This window comes from uncultured Bacteroides sp., assembly GCF_910585845.1.
Classification (GTDB): Bacteria; Bacteroidota; Bacteroidia; order Bacteroidales; family Bacteroidaceae; genus Bacteroides.
The window spans coordinates 65870-88341 of the sequence record NZ_CAJUHF010000003.1 but is presented as its reverse complement, the minus strand read 5'-3'; the positions used below and the strand labels follow the sequence as shown (position 1 = coordinate 88341).

14 protein-coding genes are annotated in these 22472 nt (G+C 43.3%); all 14 read right to left on the bottom strand.

Features of this window, described 5'->3' with window-relative positions; genetic code table 11:
- Positions 1–177: 177 nt before the first annotated feature.
- The 14 genes from QZ323_RS01695 to QZ323_RS01630 all read right to left on the bottom strand — a co-directional run bounded on the left by QZ323_RS01695 (position 178) and on the right by QZ323_RS01630 (position 22467).
- Positions 178–2166 carry an NPCBM/NEW2 domain-containing protein gene (locus tag QZ323_RS01695; RefSeq protein WP_294632301.1) on the bottom strand — a complete coding sequence of 663 codons (1989 nt, stop codon included), beginning with the start codon at positions 2164–2166 and terminating at the stop codon, positions 178–180.
- A 15-nt stretch (positions 2167–2181) separates the two neighbouring features.
- A complete protein-coding gene (locus QZ323_RS01690) occupies positions 2182–3741 on the bottom strand; it encodes a DUF4434 domain-containing protein (RefSeq protein WP_294632299.1) in 1560 nt (519 codons plus the stop codon).
- Positions 3742–3903: 162 nt separating this feature from the next.
- Complete coding sequence (locus tag QZ323_RS01685) at positions 3904–5514, bottom strand: DUF4434 domain-containing protein (RefSeq protein WP_294632298.1); 1611 nt, start codon at positions 5512–5514, stop codon at positions 3904–3906.
- 5 nt (positions 5515–5519) lie between these two features.
- Positions 5520–7037 carry an ADP-ribosylglycohydrolase family protein gene (locus tag QZ323_RS01680; RefSeq protein ID WP_294632297.1) on the bottom strand — a complete coding sequence of 506 codons (1518 nt, stop codon included), beginning with the start codon at positions 7035–7037 and terminating at the stop codon, positions 5520–5522.
- A gap of 15 nt (positions 7038–7052) precedes the next feature.
- Entirely contained in the window at positions 7053–8156 is a 1104-nt protein-coding gene (locus tag QZ323_RS01675) for an SGNH/GDSL hydrolase family protein (RefSeq protein ID WP_294632296.1), read from the bottom strand.
- A gap of 10 nt (positions 8157–8166) precedes the next feature.
- Entirely contained in the window at positions 8167–9552 is a 1386-nt protein-coding gene (locus tag QZ323_RS01670) for a DUF4434 domain-containing protein (RefSeq protein ID WP_294632294.1), read from the bottom strand.
- A gap of 16 nt (positions 9553–9568) precedes the next feature.
- Positions 9569–10555: a metallophosphoesterase family protein gene (locus tag QZ323_RS01665; RefSeq protein ID WP_294632292.1), complete on the bottom strand. Its 987-nt coding sequence runs from the start codon at positions 10553–10555 to the stop codon at positions 9569–9571.
- 7 nt (positions 10556–10562) lie between these two features.
- Positions 10563–11600, bottom strand: a complete 1038-nt coding sequence (locus QZ323_RS01660) for a glycerophosphodiester phosphodiesterase family protein (RefSeq protein WP_294632290.1) — start codon at positions 11598–11600, stop codon at positions 10563–10565.
- A gap of 129 nt (positions 11601–11729) precedes the next feature.
- Positions 11730–13403 (bottom strand): DUF4434 domain-containing protein, encoded by a 1674-nt coding sequence (locus QZ323_RS01655; RefSeq protein ID WP_294632288.1) that lies wholly within the window; start codon positions 13401–13403, stop codon positions 11730–11732.
- A gap of 126 nt (positions 13404–13529) precedes the next feature.
- The gene (locus QZ323_RS01650; RefSeq protein WP_294632286.1) at positions 13530–14837 is read right to left on the bottom strand and encodes a DUF5018 domain-containing protein; all 1308 of its coding nucleotides are present in this window, start codon (positions 14835–14837) and stop codon (positions 13530–13532) included.
- Between the two features lie 123 nt (positions 14838–14960).
- Positions 14961–16532: a RagB/SusD family nutrient uptake outer membrane protein gene (locus tag QZ323_RS01645; protein ID WP_294632285.1), complete on the bottom strand. Its 1572-nt coding sequence runs from the start codon at positions 16530–16532 to the stop codon at positions 14961–14963.
- Positions 16533–16544: 12 nt separating this feature from the next.
- On the bottom strand, positions 16545–19655 hold the full coding sequence (locus QZ323_RS01640) for a TonB-dependent receptor (protein WP_294632284.1): 3111 nt from the start codon (positions 19653–19655) through the stop codon (positions 16545–16547).
- A 17-nt stretch (positions 19656–19672) separates the two neighbouring features.
- Complete coding sequence (locus QZ323_RS01635; protein WP_294632361.1) at positions 19673–20869, bottom strand: AGE family epimerase/isomerase; 1197 nt, start codon at positions 20867–20869, stop codon at positions 19673–19675.
- 77 nt (positions 20870–20946) lie between these two features.
- A complete protein-coding gene (locus QZ323_RS01630) occupies positions 20947–22467 on the bottom strand; it encodes an ADP-ribosylglycohydrolase family protein (protein ID WP_294632283.1) in 1521 nt (506 codons plus the stop codon).
- Between the last annotated feature and the right edge of the window lie 5 nt (positions 22468–22472).

The following is a 22472-nucleotide window of genomic DNA, read 5'->3' as shown; positions in this document are numbered from 1 at the left end:
TATGGAAAAGGTAGGCGGAATTATGAAATAATAGTTGGTCAAGGCTATATTTGGAACATATCAAGAGCGGTCTGCTCTTGATATGTTCCAGACCGGAATTTACGTCAAAGCCTATCCTGCCAACGGATCGGAAAACCTTCTAGTTCTTTCCTACCCTCTTTTAGATTTATCGAAAACTTACTGTACAGGAGATATTTTCACTAACGATACGCCATGATAGGGAACCATTGTCTGAAATCCCCCTTCATATACTCCTAAATCTTTCTGCCGCCATAAATCACGAACAGATACCTTGCCTGTAATACCCAATTGTTTCAGGGACAATTCAAATGGATAGTCCTTCATCTGTATCGTTTCAGCCTCATCTTGTTCCCATAAAATGAAATAGGGATTAATCTGAAAGAATCCGACAGCATACGAACCGTCATGTAGTTTCTTATACCATATCTGTCCGTTGTCAGTCGTCAGTTTCGTGGCAGGAGCCACCAAAGGATCCTGATTGACGGCAATCACTTCACTGTTCGTCAGTAAATTCAAAGTAAAATCGTCTATATCGGACATATCACAGCCGATCAATAACGGAGCAGAAAGAATGCACCACAAAGAAATATGAGAGTACTGCTCATCAGGAGTCAAAGCTGATTCGTGAACTTTCTCCCTCCAGGCTTTGCCCAATTTCCCTACCACCAGCATATCAGGATCATTATAACTGCCCGGAGCAGTGGCTTGGGCACAAACATCCTGAAAACATCCGATAGCCGTCACCACATTCCACTCGTCCGTGATGTCACGGGTAGTGCGCCATAAGTCACCACCGGCTTCTTTTGCCCAGTTCCAGACATTGGGTGCACCATAACCCACGCAATACACGATATCCCGGTCCACTTTATCCAATGCCTTACGCATGACTATATAGGGTTCCTGAATTGTTTTCTCTTCCGAGTTCTCCTGAACTGCATGATAGCCGCAATGATCATATTTAAGATAATCAATGCCCCATTCTCCCCAAGTCCGGGCATCAATCTCTTCATGCTGGTAACTTCCCAGATAATCGCCACAAGTAGTCGGTCCCGGTGAAGAATAGATACCGAACTTCAATCCAAGGGAATGGATATAGTCGGACAATCCTTTAAAGTCCGGAAATTTCTCGTTAGCAAGCAGTTCTCCCTTTTTCGTACGTTCGGCAGCCTCCCATCCGTCATCAATATTCACATAGGTCCATCCGTATGCCTGTAGTTTTTCATTCATCATACGAGCGGCTTCGCGCACTTTTTCATCGTCTACCGAAAGCCCCCAGCAATTCCAGCTATTCCAGCCCATCGGAGGAGTCAGCGCAATCCGCTCTCCTATCTTCAGGGTAATCTCTTTCTCTGCTGTCCCTTTATCATTTGCTGCTTTCAGGAGCACTTTGTAATCTCCTCCTGCATTTACTTTTCCCGCGATAAGTCCGGTTGCGGGGTCCAGCTTCAGTCCGTCAGGAAGTCCTGAAGCTTCAAACTTCATCGGACGGCTGCCTGTTGCCATTATCGCCATTAGAAACGGATTTCCCGGTCGGGCTCCATAGACTATAGGATTATTGATCTGCGGAGTTTCAGGAGCTTTCGGGGTCAGAATATACTTTTCCTTCACCATCGGTTTCGGCCAGGCAGGAATCGGTGTAATCTCTCCACGAGTTACGAACTTCACATTCAGCCAGTCGGCATGATCGTACATGATGCCGTCTCCACACTCTTCCACCAGCAACAACACTTTATCGATGCCGGACAGACTGACATTGAATTCTTTCACTGCATCCCCCTTCTGCATCACACCGCTTTTCCACAATTCCTTTTTATCACCGATAATCTTGAACTGCAATTTGCAGGCATACATATTGTTATCATCCGCTCCTACCAATCCGGAGACAGCAATGGCTTTACCCCCCAGGTCATACAACATACGACTAATGGAATGAGCGCCAATCCCGTGTTCATAGGTAACTCCATTCACTTTGAGCGGAGTCCACACCACAGATTGGTTGATCTGAGGAATTCCCCAGTCCTGAACAAAGCAGGAGTCCCGGTAGATTTCTTCTAGCCAGATTTCCCGTTTCGGTCCGTTATCGCAGGAAGAGACAAGCCACATGCTTGTCAAAAGAAACATGATTATATATTTTCCTATTTTCATGAGACAAATATTTTTTTATTTAATTACCGGATTAACAAAGAATTCATCTATATACACTTGTTGCGGAGCTTCGAAAGCCACCTTTACATAACGCACATTTTCATCCAACCTGTCAAACAGAATGCTTTCAATCCATGCATCATGTTTGTTGTTCGGAAAATGAGGAGCGTCCTTGATGGAAGCCAGTTCATATCCTTTTCCATCCAGCGAAGTGAACAGGTAGACCTTCAGCGGCATGCCTATTCCCTCCAAATTATAATTCAACAGTCGCAGCATAGCCCTCTTTACCTGAGTCTTCTTCTGCAGATCCACCACAAATTCATGATAACCTTTTCCGAATTTTACCCAGCGGGCGTCCTTGCTATCTTCTTCAGCTACCCTGCCATCCAGCAATGCCTTCAACTCCGCTTTGCCCGACATCATTTCTGCAGTGACTCCGTTACTTAGTCTTTCCATGAAGGCAGCTTCGGCCAGTTGCCAATGTTCTGTCCGGTTCTTCCAGTCCATATAGTCATTATACACCCTATTTGCCCATATCGGTTGCCCCAATTGATAGTTTGATTGGGGATCATCTATAATGCCACAGAACATAAACGAGATAATCTTATCGACTCCTGCTGCGGAAGCAGCCACTTGCTGAGACAAAAGGCGCGGATAAGCAGCCGGAATTAAAGCAGAAGTACGGTCATTGGTTCCCTGCTCCCAAGTGAAAGTTTCACAATTCGCCCACATTTCAATGTTCAGGCGATTATGAATGTCACGCAATCGCTGCCAGTTCTTTTTCAAACGCGGCAGGGTGAACGCATCGCGCACACAACCTACTTCATCTTGATAAGCAATGATATCGACTTTCAATTTCGCCATCTGTTTCTCATACTCCGGATCATCGAACTCAGACAAGCCGATGCCATACGGAGAAATCAAGGTCTTCTTGCCGGGGGTCAATGCTTTTGCCTTTTCAGTCAATGTATTCACAGACTGTACGGCATGTTCTGCAAAAACCGGACAAAGACAATCTTCTACCGGCAGATACCAGCCATAGAAGGCTTTATGATCCTTATAAAGAGCGGCCAGTTCCTCCATAATTTGCAGTTGGCGTTGCTTGATGGCAGGGTCCAGCAAATTATCATCCTGATCCTTCGCCCATCCGGAACTCATAAAAATCTTCATATTATGCCGGGCAGCCTCATCAAGAATGGCTTCTACGGGACTTTGCCTGTTGTTATCATACCACCAAGGCATTAATTTCGAGGGATAATAGGCTTTACCTTCATTGGCCACTTCCATGAACACCAGATATTCAATGCCCATAGCCGACAATTCGCGCACTTTAGCTTTCCACAATTCCGGATCCGTATTATCGAAGTTTTGCGGATTCGTATATTTATTACGCACATCCTTATATGCCAGATTTATCCAAGTACCGGTAATAGGTTTCACACCTAAATCCGATTCATTTGTTTTTTCTTTTTCCTGTCTGCCCGAAGCCTCATTGCAGGCACAGATAGTGACAGCAGACAGAGTCAGTAACATGATTGGCAAACTGAGTAATAGTCTTTGGAAATTCGTCTTCATAAAATATATATATAAAATAGATTTAGCTACAAAAAACAAGTAATGAAACAAGCTGTTACAAGCAATGAAACAAACCGTTACAAGCAATGAAACAATCAGTTTTCTGTCTTGAAACGACTCTTGTGCCCTTATGTTCTAATTTTATAGTACCACACAAACTGGTTATTCTCTTTCGAGATACTTCTTATAACCTTCATAGGTATCCGTTCCCGGTTTAAATGTGGCCCAACTGAAATTCGTGATATGTTCGGTAAACATCCCGGCCACCCGCAACTGTTCTTCCAATTCTACCCAAGACTTAGCTCTCATAGATATATCCGGACACCAACAGCTCTTGAACGATTCGATGTCTACCCCAAAAATCACTCCGTTGGCCTCGCAGGCTTTCTTTATTTCGGCAAACCAGTTGGGCAGGTCTACGTCAAAGTCTACCAGGCAACGTCCGCCTATGTCCTGAAGGTAGAGTACATCTACATCAGGTGTCCGGGCAAATATCCTGCCGAACCACTCTCCACAGAGGTCGGCCGGCATTCCGCGCCACAAAGCAGGGGCAATGCAAACTTCTTTGGGAGATTTCGACTTCACATAAGCAGCTACCGTCTGCAAATAGTTGGCAAGCATGGAGAGCGCAGGTTCCTGCTGCCACCCCACAGGATAGGAACCGTCATGGAATTCCTCGGTTATATACCAACCTTCCAGGCTGGGATGATTTCCCAAAAGGGCAAACAGTTCATCAAAGACCTGCTTGTTCCGATCTACGAGGAACTCATATTGCTCAGGTGTGGTAGTGTCTTTTTTGCTGTAGTCACCGGGATAGAGTCCCACTATCAGTTTCATGCCGTTGCGTTCGGCAGCTTCGAACATACGGTTCATGATATCATACTGCTTCGTGACCCACGGCAGCCTTGTAGGTGCATAGAAGGAAGTTTTTTCTTCCGTGCGGTCATCGAATCCTTCGGCATACTGGATAATCCAAGTGTCGATGCCTACCTCGCGGCTTGCTTTGAATTCTTTATCCCAATCGGTATCCTCATACACTCTGTCCAACTGGATGAAAACACTGGAAAACTTCGGGGTTCCTTTGAAATCGGGAGTATAAGATGTCAACTGTTCCAGGTTATCGATACAAAACGAACCGGTACACGCTGTGCCATCATCGTTGGTCACTTCAATCCGATATCCTTCAAGGCGGTTCAGCGCCAGCTTATTATCACCCATATCACGCCCCCTGACAAAAGCAAAGGATTCGTATGGCATCACAACACGCGTCCATTCTTCTTTGGTCAGCACATCTTTGTCCACATATTCAAAGAACTGCCAACAGTCTTTGTCATGAAGCGCACCCTGGGTAAACATATCCGTATCCTGGATTAGCATAAAACGGAACGTACCTTTGTTGTCCTTATTGCCTTTCACCCAAATGGAAAGGGCCAGCGGATGGAAGGACAAATCACTGCGATAGTCTCCGCCGCTTTGCTGGATATATACAGACTCCGGTTCGGAGGAATTGCCGGAGAAAGAATATTTGATTTCAAAACTTCCGGAACCTTCCACACAGTCGTCACTGATAAAACGGTCTACCGAAGTTTGAGGCAGTGCAGGAAGTCCTTTCATGTCATACACCACGCAGTTCATTTCATCATAAGTGTTCAGGGTCTTCACCGCACTCGTTTTTGCCAATATCTCCTCTGCTGTGGGAGCTTGTTCATTGCCACAAGCGGCCATCACCAGCAGCAGAGAAGACATACCGATCAGGGATATTATCTTTTTCATGATTGTCATTCTGTTGTATAGATTATGATTTCAGTGATCCATATTTTCCCGCCGGATACGGGATTCTTCCATTTGAAGGTCACGGTGTGTTGTCCTGCCGGACGGTCGTAACAAAAGAACAATTCGCACTTCCGACGATTGATGTGCTGGGGCAAAGCGGTGGTTTCATAGAACTGCCCATCTATATATACCTCCATTTCTGCCGTATAATCAGCAGGAAGGGCGCCTGCCACATATCCTTTCACCACCAATCCGGTGCCCTCGAAAGAAAACGGATTCACATCATCTATCGATTTCTCAATGGCAAGTTTATCGCTGACCTTCAAGTTCTCAAAAGCAACTTCCAATGCTACGGGGCGGATGTCCCCGCGTCTGATGACAAAGTCGCTTCCGGCCTTCACGTTTCCGTACTTCCGGAGCATGTCACAGGCATGTCTGTAAGTCATGTCATAAGCTTTATTCAAACTTATATCGGTGTGGGAGAAAGGAATATCTTCCACTTCATACAAAGCTTCTTTCCAATATTCGGGAATATTGCTGTACCCTATCATGGTTCCCAGTATTCCTGCTGCCGATGCCGGATTACAGTCAGAGTCTTGTCCGGCACGGGTGGAGATGTCGATGGTCTTTGTAAAATCACCCTGCCCGTAAAGCAGCCCCAGAAGTATATAAGCTCCATTGATTTTCGTGCCTATATTAAAGGAGTTGTGAATGCCTTCGGGACAACTGATTTCTTCACTCCATTTATTCTGCAATTCAAACCAGGTACGTTTCCAGTCATTCGGATACTTCCTGTGCCAACGAATGACATCGGACATACACTTATGGAAATCGCTTTCCTCCGGTATGACTTTCAAGGCTTCTTTCACGATATACTCCACATCATTGCTGACATAGGCCAGAGAATACATGGCCGCAACATATACGCCGCCATACCAGCCTTCGCCATAGGACATGATGTGCCCTACCCTGTCACAGATTTCAGCAGCTTGGTTGGGCATCCCCGGTGACATGATTCCGGCGAAGTCAGCCTCTATCTGGAAATCAATGCAATGTGCATGAGGATTGTTCTTCCAATAACCGCTCTGAGGCGCTTTCATTCCTTGCAACAGGTTGTAGCGCGCCACCTGATTGGCGTGCCACAAAGGATACTCTGTCCGTTTGAAAGCAGCGGCAAACGAATCTACCGGGGCATCCAGCCCACATCTTTCAAAGACTTCGACAAACGTCAGGTCCACATACACATCATCATACAGTCCGGGAAAACTATCGTACCATTTCTTGACCATATGTTTATCCCAGGGAGTCGGGACATAATCCTGAATTATGGTTCCCAGGAATTTAAATTCCGTCGGTCCTCCATAGGTACATCCCAAAGTCTGCCCCGCCCATGCGCCCTTCACCTTATCGCGCAGGCTTTGTTCCGACAGAGCCACTTCTTTCTTTCCTTTATGGGCAACCGCAGCCAGTTCGGGCACAAAAAAGAAAGCCAGCAAAATCCATATTACATTTCTTTTCAGCATATTCAATTCTTTATTTTATTCAATAACTTTATCAGTCAATTCCCAACCCATAATCGTTGAGATATAAGGAATCATCCACATAGCCATCTTCCGGTGTCCACGGAATCCGGGATGCCAGGCAGCCCCCAAGTCGGTTGTCCTATTGTAAAGGTCTTTATCCAGTTTCAGCAGAAAAACTTTCGGATCATTCAATTCAGCCACTATCGTTTCATAATAACTGAACACCGGAGCTTGTATGGCTACAGGATAAACGCACAGAACGGGAATATCTCCGTAATGCTCGCGCAACTGAGCAATAATCTGCTTATAGGCTTTTATGAACTCTTTTTTGTAAGGGTGCGGTTCGGTAGAAAAATCATTTGAACCTAAATTAATGACGACCAGATCCGGACGATAAGCTGTGAAATCCCACTTAAGGGTAAGATCTTCATCAAACGTATTCAGCATTCGGTCTTTCATGGTCACTTCCGATACCCTTACCGAATCACCATAGTTACGGGCTGCTCCTCTGCCCGAATGTGCTATCAGTGTATAGTCGGCATCATAATAGCGGGCTATCATAGCAGCAAAAGCCCGATTGCAGTTTTCCGTCTCTACAAGGAAAGGCTCGTCACGGTGATTTCCGTCCGTACCATATCCGCAAGTGAGCGAATTGCCGATAAACTCGATATGGCGGGTACGCACCGCAGGCTCCTCCGTCAAACGCCCCGAAGCGGAGAGAACAAATTGATGGATAGTAGTTTTTCCGAACTCGCCTTCGGAACGCTTCTGTATCTTCAAGCTATGAAGACGCTTATCTATCCCCGATACCACATTGATCAGGGTGTCTGTTCCGCACACTTTTACAACCCGGTGCAACTTGTTATCGACAAATACATTGTAATAGCTCGTTCCAGTCTCGGAAACTCTTACTGATACGTTGCCACCCGTAAAGCGGGTTTCAAAGTATGTCCCCACCCAGTCGAAAGCCACCGAGCCATCCGGAGACACCAACGTTCTGCCAATGTATCGTACAGCCGGGTCATTCCCATTGAAAACTTTACCGGTATTTTTAGCTTCTACTTCTGAAAAGCAGCAGATTCCTATCAGGATAAACAGGTATAGATAATAGCGCTTCATATCTTTTTCTTTATTTACGTTTCTTATTTTTAGACTTCAGTTCTTTCAAATATTTCATATAGCCGTTGAATAAGTCAATTGTACGTGCTTCGCCCACGCGGACAGACATCTTCGGATCGTTGAAAACACCCGGGAATTGGTAACAAAGAATCTTTTCGAAGTTATCGAACAGGTTCAAGTCGCGGATAATTTCCTCCACCGGACGGGGATACAAAGAGTTGTCCGGATTGAACAGGAAGACTTCCAGATCGAACCATAAGTGGGATTTAGCCTCATCGCAGGCTTTCTGAAGCATATCAGCCGCTTCCTTGCCTGTCAGGTCTCCCTGAGGCATACGGGCAAATCCAAACGGACAGAGAATATCCAGATGTTCCAGCAATGCCGGATAGGTATCCATTCCGTTAGGCACTTCGAAGCTATTAGTGGCAAGCATCACGGGCTTGCCCGGTGCAAAACCGCTGCAATAGGCTTTGAATTCCCTGAAGAAATTCACGATATCATCTTTTCTCTTTTTCCGCATTTCAGGGCGTTGTTCCCAGTTATCCAGGCCGCCGCCGCTCTCTTCGGAGACATAGAAAGCATAGAAAGATTCATGATGCCCATACATATCCCACAATTCTTTGGCTACCCGTTTGTGCCACTCCAGGGATTCGGGGGTGAAGTCGAACCAAGCAAACATGCCGACTCCCATCAATATATTCATACCCAGTTTGTCAGCCTCGGAGAGGATGGCTTCGATAGGATCTTCGGCCGTGATGTCCATACGGCCGGGATATAGCCTGGAGGGATAGAATGCTTTCCCTGCATAATTATCTACATTCGTCGTATGCTTGCCTACATACTCCTCATTACGGAATACTTCCTGAATAACCACCATATTCATCTCCAGCTTATTCATGGAGCGGATCAGTTCCTTCCACTGTTCATCAGTCATCTTCTTGATATCCTGATTCCAGTGCTTTCCTTCTATTTCGCTCCAATGATAGATACCCGCCCAGGCACCGGAGATTTGCTGAATGGAACGGATATCCGATTCTATGATCTCAATGTCTTTAGTTTTCCGATAAGTCTTGCCGGCATCAGCTACTTTAAAAATAACTTTATGCTTCCCTACCCGCTCTTTGGTAGGTATCACCACCTTCACCGTTTCGGATTTTCCTGCGGGAATGGTCATGGTCGTTTCATACAGCAATGCGTCTTTCTTTTCTTTGCCCCAATACAAAGAGACCTGATAGGTTTGCTGCACAGCACTTTCATTGACAATGCCTCCACGGATATCCAAATCTACTTTATTGGTTATCTTCCCGGGGGGGATCAAAGTCAGATTTACCTTGCCTTCCGCCCGCAGGGTGACAAGGGTGAATAAAGAAAAGAGTAGTAAAAAAATACGTTTCATAATCATCATTTTAAAATTAGTAAAAACTACCCGGATAAGAAATCCGCGATTCTATCTCTCCACCGGCCAGACGAATATAAGAATCGAACTTACGTTCACCCTCTTGCAAAATTATCACACGGGCACCGTTAGCCAGATTACTATATACTGTATTTCCGCCAGAATAACGTCCATAAGCCAGCAATACTTCCTTATAGGCAACTGCATAATCATTGTTATGGTCATGTCCCACAAACATACCCATGACATCTCCACATTCCTTAATGGCAGTGAACAAACCGGAATTAGTCGTAGGACAAGCAACTCCTTCACCCCTCACTCCAAACAGCCTATTCTTACCCTCCATCACGGCATCTTCATATTCGGGTATCGGAATGTGGAAAAATACCAATGCCGGAAGAGGGACACCTTCATTATGCTGCGTAAATTCCAGGCTCTTACTTCGGTACCAGGCTATTTGGTCAAACTTAATCCAATCATATCCGAGTACAGACTTTATCTTTGTATATGAATGGGAATCAATACAATATAGTAAAGCAGCATTCTTGCTTTTATCCTTTGACGACCTCACCGTCAACACATAATCAGGAGCCACATCACCTGTACGAATAGGCATCAGGCAGCCTTTCTTCTTAGCGATATAATCATAGAGTTCGGGACGTGCAGAGTCATACTCGTCATCATGATTGCCAAATACAACCCCAAAAGGAATATGACGTTTAATGCAAGGTTCCAGAACAATATCCAGCCCTTTGAAAGTCTCATTGGAAACCACCACATCACCTGTGAAGATGACGAAATCCGGATGTTCTGCATCCAACACTTCATTTATCCGATCCAAGGATATTTGTGAATTGACCTGATCATCATATTTATAATGCACATCAGTGAATTGAACGATTTTAAATTTACCGTCACGACCGAACTTCAACACTTCTTTTTGGGCAGCCCCCGTAAGAGTACTGAACAATACAGCTAAACATAAAACAAGTTTCTTATACATCGTTTTTCTATTTTAAACTATCAATAATCTTCAATAATAATTCAGGCTCATCAGTGGTAATGTAATCAACACCCAGCAAGTAATACTGCTGTAGCTCTTCCGCATTATTCACAGTCCAGACATTCGTCAACAGTCCCGCCTCTTTGGCTTTTCGGGCCAGCTCCTTATCTTGTCGATACGCATAATAAGAATAATCGATTCCTGAAATACGGTCGTCCGCCAATTCTTTCAGTTCTTTCTTTCCTTCCATCAGATAGAGGGTTCTCGCTGTCGGGTCCAACTGCCTGATACGTTTCAGAACTTCATAATTGAAACTGATATATTCCACGTATCCCTGCATCTTCATGCGATGTACAATACTGACCACCGAATCGGTCAGCTGCAAAGTACGGGCCAGTCCCTTTTGGGAATCTTTTATTTCGATGACAGGATGAGTCACATTCTGTGCTCTTGCAGCCAGCAGAAGTTCCTGCAGGGAAGGAACGGGATCTTGCTCATGAATGGTTTTCTGAAATAATTGCAGCAGACTTGTATTCTCTACTTCTACTCCATATACATGCGGATCGTGGGAAAGCACCACCTTGTTATCCGCCGTCAACCAAACGTCCAGTTCGGAGCCTTGGCAGCCCAGTTCCACGGCATTCCGGAAAGAACGAATGGAGTTTTGCAGCACCCCTTTTTGTTTCCAGGCACCACGGTGGGCTATTACCTTATTTTTACCGAAACCATCTTTCAATAATTCAAATTCATATTCCTGCCCATCAATCAAAAGAGTAATGCCGTATCTATAAGCAGCCTGTCCCTTTAATAAAGCCTTATTCTTTTTCAGGCTGATTGATTTCTCTTTCGCATCAATCCTAAAAAGAGAGGAAGTATCGCATAGTAACCGGATATTTGACGGCACCGGATAAATATGGCCAATCATAATCCCCGGTTTGTCAACAGGAATCAGGTAATTATCCAGCACATACTTCGAAATATCACCGGCCCTCAAAGCCAAAGAGGTCAGGAGCATTCCTGCTATCAAAATTGCATTCTTTATCATATTCTATCAATAACCAATATACACATCTATAAAACATACATTCACACTCGAACAAAGATTTCCATCTATTCACCCTACTCACACATATCCGTGACGGCGATTTAGACAGAAGTGAAAGGTCTTCATTATCTACAAAAGTCCATTATCTTCCAGATACTTCTTGTAACTTGCATAATTGTTTGTACCCTTCTTGAAAGTAACCCAACTGAAATTCGTGATATACTCCGTAAACAAGCCTGCCACAAATAATTGCTCTTTTAGTTCACTCCACCCCTTTTCCCTATAAGGAACGTCCGGACACCAGCAACTCTGGAATGACTCTATATCGACACCGAAATGCACACCATTGGCATCGCATGCCTTTTTAATCTCAGCAAACCAATTAGGCAGGTCTACATCCACATCGACCAGGCAACGTCCACCCAGGTCCTGAAGGTATAAGTAATCAATATTGGGCGTCTGCGCGAAAATCCGCCCGAACCATTGACCGCAAAGATCGGCAGGCATGCCTCGCCATAAAGCCGGAGCAATAGAAACGGGCTTGTCCGATTTGGCCTTGATATAGGAGGCCACTCCTTCAAGATACTTAGCCAACATGGATAAAGAGGGTTCCTGCTGCCAACCCACGGGATAAGAGCCATCGTGGAATTCTTCGGTTATATACCAACCTTTCAGGCAAGGGTGATTGCCGAATTGCTCATACACTTCATCAAATACCATCTCATTTCTCTCTAAATTGAGATTATATTTTTCCGGGGATGCCGTATTCGTTTTACTGTAATCACCCGGATAAAGGCCTACAATCAGTTTTATCCCATTCCGCTCGGCAGCCTCGAACATTCTGTCTACAAAGTCATACTTCTCGGTAATCCAAGGCACATTGGTGTTCTTATAGAATGAAATACTGGTATTCTCCCCATCCGTAAACTGCTCTACGTATTGAATAATCCAGGTATCAATGCCGATGGCACGGCTATCCTGAAACTGCTTATCCCAGTCTTCATTGACATAAGCGGTATTCAATTGCACGAAAATACTTGAGAACTTTGGTTTTCCGGATTTCAGTTCGTAGGAAGTCAACTGTTCCAATCCATCGATGCCAACCTCGCCGGTACAAACTTCATGTTTAGTATTTACGATTTCAATCCGGAAGCCTTCAAAACGGTTTAAAAGCAAGCCGTCAGCCGTAGTACCCTGCCCCTTTTTATATAATTTAAAAGCACTGTAGGGCATAACCAGCCGGTTCCAGCCTTCTCTTGATAATATTTCATCGTCTTCGAAAGCATAATATTGCCACCTTTTACGTGTACTGTCATGCGGTTTATCGGCATCAAACTGTTTCTCATCTTCCATAATGATAAAACGGAAAACGCCTTTATTTCCTTTTTTCCCTTTTACCCAAATGGAAAGTCCCAAAGGATGAAAAGACAAGTCAGGACGATAATCTCCCCACGTTTCTTCAAAATATACATATTCAGGATTTGCAGTCATAGGAGTACCGGAAAAGTGATACTTGAGTTTAAAACTCCCGACCCCTTCTTTATAATCATCACCTAATTCATAATCAATGGTCGCCCTGGTAGGCTCTTCATTACTCGTCGGACCAATGCGATAAATCTCACAACCCAGTTCATCAAAAGGATTGAGACTTTTAGTGGCTTTCGCGTTATCCAAGACTTTACGCACTTCCTCTGTCAGGTTGTAGTCTTCCCCACCGTTTCCATCGTTTCCGTTAGGATCATCGTTTCCACAAGAAAACAAAACAACGGAGAACAGACCTACCAATATAGCAGTTGTTTTCATAAGGCATTAGTTTTAAGAGATAAGGAGGTGTCAGCAGTCACTTTGTGCATTCCGGGCGAATGCTCATTCGCCCGCACATGGCACGGCACTTTTGACACCCCCTCACCACTATAAATAATCTATATGTTATTGACGGAAATAACTCATCTTATACATTCTGACAATAGACTGTCCCGGATCAAAACCAACTACCGATGTTGCAATATAAACATCGTATCCTGTTGAGGTTGCTTCTTTATAGACTGCAACATCTCCCCAAGAGAAATAATTCTGAATCCATGCCGACATATCACTTGTGAATATACAGAAATCACCATATCCATCATCATCCGGACCCAATTCCATTTTAGAGGTATTGGTAATGTCAAACACTTTAAGAGTAACACCACCACCGGCCCATTGGTCGGCCCCCTGGTCGCTGAGTGCCAGATAGGTATCATCTTCTACCTTAAACACATTAAAGCCAAGTAAACGATATTCATGGTCGGCAGCATTCAAGGCTGTAACCTCCATGGAAGGTGTGAAGATGTTGAAGCGGCTCTTCAAAGCTTCATCACTGTTTCCATTGACCCACTTCGTATAACCGATATAGTGATCCGAGTTGTCATCCAATGAAACACGTTGTATTGCAGGTGCAGCAGTCCAAACACTTCCAGCCGGCCCATAACGCAGCTTATTAGGCTGGCTAGCAGGGGTTACCAACTGTCCGTCTTGTAATTTCCAATAATAAACGGTCATATCATTAGGACCTGTACCATAAATATAGGCTGTACCGGTGGTTACATCGCCTGCCACATTCATGTTATAACCCAGATCACCCGGACAACCGTCACCGGCAGTGTAATCAAGAAGTAATTTGTGTTCCTTGTCTGTTTCTGAATAATAGAAGACCATGAAGCCTGCACCGTAAACATTTTCACGGGAAGTAATCAAATGCCCGGCATCATCCGTACGAGCCTTCATCATAAAGGATCTTGCAGCATCAATAGTCTTGACGGCCGCTCCTGTCTTCATATCATACAAATAAATAGGTCCATTATATTCCTGAACAGCCAGATACTGACCATATATCGCTATACCCGTATTATTGCGGCTTGGCAATCCAAGATCAGTACAGCTCTTTTCCCATACTTTAGAGAACTTGGTTTTAGGCGGTGTCGGCACAACACGAATCGTATTCGTATGACGGTTTCCCAATGCGTCGATTACAGTTATCTTATAGGGTTCTGTAAAATCCATTTCACCTCCTACCGGCGGATCTACGTAACAATTATGTTCCACACTAACAGTGCAAATCAGACGGGTTACATCCAGCGGGTCCTCATCCGTAGTAGGAACTTTCACAATGATCTCTTCACCTTCTTCGTAAGGTCCTTTCTTGGTAGCATAAAACTCTGCCGGATTATCGGGAATCTGGATAGTTACATTTAGCAAACCATTTACCTGATCCGTCCGTCCTGTACTTAAATCAGGAGACTCACAAGAAGCCAAGGCTGCCCCCAAGAAACATGCTATTGCTGCAATTTTATTAAGTATTTTCATAGCTTCATTTTTTAATTATTTCCATTCGTCAAACTGTTCACAAGCTAAATTCTGCTGAATTTCCGCAATAGGAATAGGGAAACGGTTGTACTTTTCCAGATAAACACGCGTCTTGCCCGCATCACAATCCACAACATCATATTCAAAGCCCTCACCTACCTTTGTCGGTTTTACACCTTTCATATGAGTACCATTCAGAACGGTAGTTGCCAATCCCCAACGGCGGAGATCCCAGAAACGGTGTCCCTCAAAAGCTAATTCCACCATTCTTTCGTGACGGAGAAGCTTCATAAATTCAGTTTTTGTACTGGCTGACACGGCCGGTAGATCTACTCTGTCTCTCACTTCATTCAATGCCTCCAAAGCTTCAGGAAGTTTGTCCTGCATAGCCATAGCTTCTGCATAAATCAACAACACTTCCGCATAACGCATATAGTAGAAAGTCAAGTCGGTACGACGCATCTGGCTCTTACTGATTTCCGGATCAAACAGTTTACGCATATAGTAACCGGTACAAGTGGTACCACCACCCAGGCCATAACCATCCACACTACCTTCATATGTGTAAAGGGGTTCTCCCTTCCACTGACAGCCGTTATAAAGTATGGAAGCATAAAAACGCGGTTCACGTCCTTCATATGGGTTTGCCATCTCCGGATTGTTCCAATCAAAATCCTTGCCATCAGCCATCTGATAGGCTGATACCAAAGTTTCCGTCGGACTGATTTCAGCATAACCACCATCGCTGGGCGGACAATTGAAATAATCAAATGAGTAGTCCAGTGTTTCATACACATAGCCAAACTCTATTACACTTTCGTCATTGGCAACCGGTTTGGCTCTTCTATTCAGGAACAATTTACTATAATCTTCATACAGCTTATATCCCTGTTTCTTTAATTCGGCAGCTGCATCGGATGCCTCTTTCCAACGTTCGGCATAGAGCATGGCACGAGCCTTCATTCCGTAAGCAGCACCACTCGTCAGTCTACCTGCCTCTACTTCATCTTTTAAAGGCAAATTCCTGGCAGCAAAGTCCAAATCTTCTGCTATAAAATCCCAGCATTCATCAGGAGTACACCGGGCATGTTCCTTTTGACCAAGTACAGGTAACTGTTTGTACAAAATAAAACTGGCACCATATCGCTTCGCTAAATCAAAATTAGCAACGGCACGGAAAAAACGAAATTCCGCTTCTGCACGCAAAGCAACTGCTTCGGTAAAGTTTCCACGGTGTTTCTCCAAGCCTTCCAAGGCACGGCAACAAGTCAACTGCCAGGAATGTCTGTTGTTCCAGTTATCAAAAAGATTGCTGGCTGGAGTGATAGGAGTAGAACCGAATACAAATAAATTAGTATTAGCCACCGGATTGTTGGCTTTTAAAATATCGGCACAAGCGTCATCAGTGATTGAATAATATCCTCCGATCAGAGAATAAAAGCCATTAATATACAACTGCAGGTTCGTTTCATTAGACCAAGTGATATCATCAGGATAGCTACTTGTCAGAACAGGATCAATATTACAACTGCTCAACGTAAAGCAGGCAGAAGCAAATACTGTTAATATCTTATTTACTGATTTCATTGTATTAGTTTTTTAGAAAGTTACATTTAATCCAAATTCATACGTACGCTGTTGGGGATAGTATCCCTGGTTTACACTTGGCATTTCAGGGTCCATATGCTCCAAATGAGATAAAGTGAACAGATTACCACCGGCCACATAAGCACGAATTTTTCTGAAACCTGCTTTTTCACTCCATTTCTGAGGTATGGTATATCCCAATTGGATAGATTTCAGACGTACATAGGAACCGTCCACTACCCACCAAGAAGAGAATTTTCCACCATTCGACCTCGAATTGATACCTAAACGGGGATATTTAGCATCTGTATTGTCAGGATGCCAAGCACCTTCGACCAAATAATAAGGAGTATTTCCGTCTGCATAGAAGGGGCGCGTATAGAATGTATCATCACGAATTCCGCTGCTATACAAACCGCACAGGTTTACATCAAACAAAGCAGCACCCTGCAACAGCATATTGAAGTCAAAGCCTTTCCATTCTGCTCCCAGATTTAAACCAAACATCATCTCAGGTGTATTGCTGCGACCAATAGGAACCATGTCCTGATCCCAGGTAATCTTACCATCACCATTGATATCTTTCAGTTTGATGTCACCGGGCAACGTCGGACCAAAGACAGCGCTGTGGGCTATTTCTTCTTCCGTCTGGAATAAACCGTCTGCAACAAAGCCCCAATATTGCCCCATCGGACGACCTGTGGCACGCTTATAATCAGGAACATTTGCATCTTCAGTCATTTTCAGCACCTTGTTGCGAGCCCAGGAAACATTGCCTCTTACGCGATAAGAGAAATCTTTTATCTTATTATTATGAGATAGGACGAGTTCAAAACCACGGTTGTCATGAGAACCATAATTGATGTATGTCGGATAATAGTTTCCCAAAGAAGGCGGGAAATTTGCTGACTGTGACTCCAAGGAACGGGTTGTTTTCATGTAGAATACATCTAACTCAACACCTAACAATCCATTCCACATACTGGATTCGATACCAATGTTATAAGTATCAGTCAACTGCCACTTCAAAAGAGGATTTACCGGGCTACTCAATCCCAGGTACTTCTGAGGACTGGTACCGAATAATACGGTCGGGTCGGCAGACAAACTTGCAGTAGAGAAATAAGTCATCGTATTGCTGATGGCACGGTCACTACCCAAACGACCTACAGATGCACGAAGCTTCAGATTTTCCATGAACGGAACGGCTTCTTTAAAGAAGTCTTCCTGAGAAATTCTCCATCCTACGGAAACACCCGGGAAAACACCCCATCTGTACTTTTGGGGAAGAGCCGTAGAAGCATCAATTCTACTGGTGAATTCCAACAAATACTTGTCATCATAAGAATAGTTCAAACGGATTACATAACCGGCACGTTTAGCCTGGCTGTGTCCGCCTTTTACCAAATCCTTATTTACTTCAAGACCGTAATTCAAGTCCATAATATCGGTAATCGGAAAATCGGTTCTACCGGCAGACATACTGGACTGATCCGTTCTGGAAAATTCGTACAAGAACAATCCCGAAACAGCATGCTTACCGAATTTATTAGAATACTCAAGAGCGGGCTGAACAGTATAACCTTCACTTTCAGTAAACCATTGATTCAAAGCAACCTTATTAGCGATACGACCGGTTTCCACATTGCCCTGCCGGGTAGTCTGGTTCCAGCCATACACATCATAAGTCAGGAAGTACTTCTTCTGCATAGTATAGTTCTTCACATAAGAAGCGTTCAGTTTAACAGATAATCCTTTCACAAAAGGCAACTGATACCTCATAGCAACATTTCCCTGGAAATACGTCTTCTTGACATTATTATTACCCGACAAGTCTCTGGCCGCAATAGGATTGTTATTTCCGTTACCGGCTGTATTTATACTGGCTATGGGCATGCCATCAGCCGTATAAGGTTTCAGATAAGGATATGATAACAGCGCCTGCTGGAAAATAGAGGCATATGAGCCTATACCTGCAGAAGCACCCGGTTCATCCTGTTCGGAAACGTAACCGGACAGGTCAAGAGACAAATCAAAGTTATCAGTAATCTTAGCATCCATATTGGAGCGGAAGTTATACTTATCATAAGAGGTACGTTTTATGATACCTTCCTGATTATAAGCGCCGACTGAGGCAAAAAACTTGACTTTCTCCGTACCACCGGAAACCGAAACGTTATTCGTATAAGTAGGAGCTGCATTACGGAATAACAGATCGAACCAGTCAGTATTTCCATAGATATGCTCATTCTCACCCGGATTAGTAATACGGTCTATTTCCTCAGGTGAAAATCTCAAGCTTTCTTCAGCCACACCATCCAGAAGTTGAGCCTTGTTATACCAGTATGCATAATCCGGTCCGTTCAGAAACTTCGGGAAATCCGTATTCTGACTTAACGTAACAGATGAATTAAATGTTACGGTAGGTTTCTGCACTGTACCACGCTTCGTCGTGATCAAAATCACACCCGCTGCAGCACGTACACCATAAACGGCAGCAGCAGTCGCATCTTTCAAAATAGTAATAGATTCTACTTCATCTGGTGAAAATGAAGGGAAATAATCAGTAATGACACCATCTATAACAATCAATGGGCTACCATCTCCCGCACCATTACCACGAATATAAAGACTTGCTCCATCAGCACCCGGTTGTCCGCTACTCTGTTTAGATATCAAACCTGGTAAACGACCTGCCAATGTAGAAGAAAGGTTACCACTCGGAGCCATCTTCAACTCTTTATTATCCACTTGCGCAATAGCACCAGTCACATTAATTTTCTTTTGTGTACCATAACCTACTACTACAACTTCGTCCAATAATTCTGCATCTTCCTTCATTACAATCTTCAGAATTTTTTTCCCTCTCAATTGTATTTTCTGAGTCATATAACCCACATAAGAAAAAGTAAGAGATGAATTTGTGTTAGGAACCATAATAGTAAAGTGTCCATCCACATTTGTCACAGTACCAGTCTTTTGACCTTCTGTAAAAACTGATACTCCAATCAATGGACTTCCATTTTCATCAAAAACATTACCCTCTACTTTCACTTGAGCATATACACTAATACTCAAGAAGGAGAATAATAGAAATAGTAAATAAAAACACTTGTTTTTCATATTATTATAGTTTTAAATTAGGGATTATTATTTTCATTGCATGCTACTAAAGTCAGATCTTCTAATATCTTCCAGCATTGATAAAGCCCTCTCGGAACATGGAAACAACCTTTCCACTTTCCACCTTTCAGAGGTAATAGTACCTCACCTCTCCTATTCAAATAACCATACCATTCAGGATATTCCTTATCTTTGAAATGATTCCAGGTATATTCATGTACCTTTTCAAACCAGTCAAGACATTGCTTGTCTCCAGTCAATTGATAACCTTTGAGCAATGAAATCAAAGTCTCTATATGAACCCACCATAATTTCTGATCCCACTCCAGTTGCTGAGGAGGATAACCTTTACGGTCCATAAAATAGTAGAGACCTCCAAATTCCTCATCCCAACCATAATCTATCATTTTTAATGTGACCTCTTTTGCCCTTTCAATCAAATTTGGACGGTTCAAACGTTTTCCTAGATCCATAATAAACCACATGGCTTCAATATCATGCCCCGGAGTTACTTGCCGTCCTTCAAATGAATCAGAAAGTTCTCCATTTGCCAGAACATTCTCTACAATAATACCTCCTAATTCAGGACGATAGAAAACCTCCATAACTTCGTGAATACATACTTCCATCGTCTTTTCCAAATATCCCTCATCCAACAAATGCTCTATCTCCATAGCCAAATTACATAGGATCATTGGTAAGGCGAAATTCTTTAAATTACGTGTACCCGGATGAAGTTTGTTCCAGTTCCCTTTCGGATTGTCAACTTTCGATAAAACAATATCAAAGGTCTTTTTAGCTATATCCGCATATTCCTGGTTTCCGGTAGCCAAACTCAGTTGTCCGAATGCCATTGTGGCAAAGGTGTATGAGAAAATATTATAAGGATCCACCAACGGACGTCCGGTACGATCCAAGGAAAAATACCAATTGTAATTCCCATCATGACCATACTTCTTCAGGAACTCACCTCCCTGAATTGCACAGTCGAGCCATTCTTGGCGTTTCTCCACCTTGTTATAAAGCATTGAAAACAACCATACTTCCCGGCCTTGTAACCAAACAAATTTGTCTGTGTCAAAGACATTCCCTTCTCTATCCAGACAAGTAAAATACCCACCGTATTCATAATCTTGGGAATGCTCCAACCAGAAAGGAAGAACGTTATTCAAAAGTTCATCCTTGTACTGACTCGCTAACTCTTTAAAATCCATCATTTTTCTCTTTTTAGATAGGAACTGGAAACGTTTTTTATCAGTATGCATCAAAACCAGTCTCCCTATATTTCTTATTATTTATCTGTCGTATAAGTGATAACATCTCTTACCCAAATATCAGCACCCTTAGCGGGATTTACCCATTTACAAGTCACTGTATATTTACCGTAAGGCTGAACATAATTAAAGAACAATTCATGTTTACGATGATTATACTTTAACGGTAACTTACACACCTCTATCAAATTATCATTAAAATAGACATCCAATTCGGCAACATAATCTTCAGGAACATTTTCACCTTTAAGTTCACCTTTTATCACAGCTCCTATTCCTTCAAATTCTATTGACGGGAAATGAGCGATCCAATTATCCACTACCACTTTTTTATCAAGTTTCAAGCCCTCAAAACTAATTTCTAACTGTGCAGGTTCCGGCTGTTGAAAGTTGATTGTCAATTCATTATCTCCAATCTTTCCGCCACCTCTTTCTATCATTTGTAAAGCATGTCCAAAGCTCAGTTCACATCCTTTATTAAAACTTACCGTATTATTGAAAGGGATGTCTTCAACTATAGTCAATTCATTCTTATATTTCTCAGGGATACGACCATAACCGATCATGGTTCCCAAAATACCACCGGAAGAAGCCGGATTACAATCTGAATCTTGTCCCGCACGCGTAGAAATATCAATGGTCTTCTCGAAATCTCCCTGTCCATAGAGCAATCCCAAAATTATGTATGCACCGTTTACATAAGTTTCAATATTGAAAGGCATTTCGACTCCATCAGGACAGGCTATGTCATTGCTCCCCCATTTCTTCTCTATTTCTTCCCAGCATTTTTTCCAATCCTCTGGATATTGTTTATGCCAATTTATAACATCAGACATACATTCATGAAAGCGGCTTCCCTGAGGAACTGATTTCAACGCCTCTACCACAATGTACTCGATATCATCGCTCACATAAGCCAAAGAATACATTGCGGCTACATACACGCCGCCATACCATCCATCGCCATAAGCCATAATATGTCCTACACGATCGCAAATCTCAGTAGCACTATTCACCATACCCGGAGACATGATACCTGCAAAATCCGCTTCAATCTGGAAATCCAAACAATTGGCATGAGGGTTATTTTTCCAATAACCACTGGAGGGAGGAGTCAAACCTTGCAAAAGATTATAACGAGCCATCTGGTTGGCATGGCACAAAGGATATTCTTTAGCAAGGAATGCAGCAGCAAAAGAATCAGCAGGAGCATTCAGCCCACATCTTTCAAAGGTCTCCACAAAAGTCAAGTCTACATAAATGTCATCATAAAGACCACCACCACCGTTATACCACTTTTTGATCTCACCCGCTCCCCAAGGAATCACTATAGAATCAGGAACCATAGTAGACAAATACTGAAACTCTGTCGGACCACCATACGTACAACCGATAGTCTGACCAGCCCAAGCACCCTTCACTTTATCGAATAATACATCTTTTGATAGAGTTAAATTCAAATTTTCTTTTTGAGAAATGCTACATGAGCATAAAGTAGCTATAAAACAACTGTTCAATAAAAAGTTTCCAATCTTCATTATAT